This window comes from Roseateles sp. P5_B10 (assembly GCF_056400485.1).
The window spans coordinates 1-2,236 of record NZ_JBFULE010000838.1; the positions used below are offsets into that span (position 1 = coordinate 1).

2 protein-coding genes are annotated in these 2,236 nt (G+C 66.0%); both read right to left on the reverse strand.

What is annotated here, in order from left to right:
• On the reverse strand, nt 1-1,928 hold a 1,928-nt coding region (locus AC1DU6_RS28270), incomplete at its 3' end, for an autotransporter (RefSeq protein ID WP_477861187.1).
• Between the two features lie 163 nt (nt 1,929-2,091).
• On the reverse strand, nt 2,092-2,220 hold the full coding sequence (locus AC1DU6_RS28275; protein ID WP_477861189.1) for a diguanylate cyclase domain-containing protein: 129 nt from the start codon (nt 2,218-2,220) through the stop codon (nt 2,092-2,094).
• Between the last annotated feature and the right edge of the window lie 16 nt (nt 2,221-2,236).

The following is a 2,236-nucleotide window of genomic DNA, read 5'->3' on the forward strand; positions in this document are numbered from 1 at the left end:
AGCTTCTGCCCCCGGGCGTAGCTGCCGCTGAAGTTCAGCACCAGGCTGCCACCGAGCATGGCAGGCCCGGCAACGCTGACATGGTCGTGGGTGACGCCAGGTGCGGTGCCGGCGATAGAGAGCGTGAGCTGGCCGGTCGCGCCCTGCCGGAAGCTACCCCCCAGCGCCAATTCATGTTGGCCGCTGGCCAGCCCCAGGGCCGCGTTGTTGACGACGTCGCCCGTGCCCATCGCATTGGCGCTGCCGGCCCAGGTGGTGCCCCCATTGAGCAGCGTGGCACCTCTGTAGCTGTTGTTCTGCAGCGTGAGCGCAGCAGCGCCGTTGTGAGCGAGGCTGCCGCTGCCGCTGATGTTGGACAGCGTGATCGCGGTCGTGGTGTTCTGGACGACGAGCTGGCCGTCGTTGACGATGGCATTGCTCGCCACGCCATTGGGCGACTCGGCCGTCAGCAGGCTGGCGTCACCGCTGTAGGTGGCCTGCAGGAAGGTCGATTTGCCCTTGCTCGCATTGACGGTGATGTAGTTCAGCGGCACGGGCGTTCCTGTGCCCAGGCGCAGGATGGCGTTGGCGCCGATGGTCGTGGTGCCGTTGTAGTTCTGCGGTTGGGCGAAGGTCACGTCGTTGCCCGGCGTCGGCATGACCTTGACGTTGCCCGTACCGACCGCGCCATCCCGGTGCGGGCCGCCCCCGCCGCCGGTGATGCCCACGTGCAGAGTCACCGGTCCGTTGTAGTTGAAGGCCAGCGTGCCGCTGCGCAGGTTGATGTAGGCGTTCTTCTTGCCAAGCGTCGGGTAGGGGTCGGCCGGCGACGGCGCCGACGGCAGAAAGAAGTTGGCGTGTGTGCCGTCGCCCCATTGGACGACGCCGGCGCCGCGCTCGATGTTGATGCCGCGGTAGCTGCCGTCGTTGCCGTTGACGTCGTTCGCGCCGCCGCGGTAGATGACCTTGGCGAAATTCAAGCTGAGGTCGCTCAGGCCCGGGTTGACCAGGTTGGGATGGTTGTGCGGGCTGTTGTCGGTGTGGCTGTAGACGCCCGACATGACGATGGTCGACGGGCCGATGGCGTGGAAGTTGATGTCGTTCCCGTAGGCCGCTTCATAGATGTTCTGCGTCACCGTGACGACGCTGCCTGGCGGGCTCCAGACCAGCCATGAGCCTTCGTTGAGGACCGCCTTGGCATTGGCCAGCGATGCAGCGACATGGTTGCTGCCGAAATCCTGCCCGACGGTAAGAGCGAGCACACCCGAGTAGGTATTGACGCCACCCGATGAGTTGCCGCCCCAGACGTCCGGGGCCTGGACGATGCTGCCGCTGCCACTGATCTGGCCCAGCAGCACGAACTGCGCACTGCTGAGGATGATCGTGCCGTTGTTCAGGATGTTGTTGAGGTTGATCTCCCGGTTGATCAGGCTCGCCTCATTCTTGCTGTCGGACGTCGCGATGATGTTGGGCGAGCTGTCGGCACTGGTGTTTGTGCCGATCTGGAGCGTGGCGCCGGGATCGATGGTCAGCACCGGCGGGTTCAAGCCGGTGCGAGTCAGCGCATAGCCTGCGCCGGGATAGATTGTCTTTTTGACGACCTGGACTTGCTGGGCCGTCGGTAGCGTGAACGTGCTGGTGCGCGTGATGGTCAGCGTGCCCGTGCCGGCGGCGGGCATGAGGCGCAGCGTGCCCTGTCCGCTGATGACGCCGGAATAAGTCGTCGTGCCCGCGGGCAGCTTGATGACGGCGGTACCGTCCAGTGTGATGTCACTATTGGCGAGGACGTCCGCCGTGATGTCCCTGGCAGCCTGGACCGCCAGAGCGGAGGCGTCCGGTGTCGCGCTCGTGCTGGTGGCGTCTCCACCGCCGCCACAGGCCGTCGTGAGGACGGCGCAGCCGGCCAATAAAATTCCGCGCCGGCTGGCGCCAGTAAAGGTCGAACGCAAGGAGGCTCCTGCTGGATGATCTGCGAGCGCCGGTTGCCGCGCCCGCGCGCATCATGCCGGCGAGCCCGCTCCCGGCCGGAGTGCCAATTGCAACTTTCCGTTCACCCCAGGGGAACTGCGTCAAAGTTGGCGTGCAGCCTGCTTTGGGACGCGCCCGTGCAAATCACTCCGCGATACACGCCCGGTTCTTGCCGGTGTGCTTGGCTTCGTACAGGGCCACGTCGGCGCGGTCCAGCGCGGCTTCCAGCGTCTCGCCGGGGCGGTAGAGCGTGACGCCGGCCGAGAAGGTCACGAAGACGTCCTTGCCC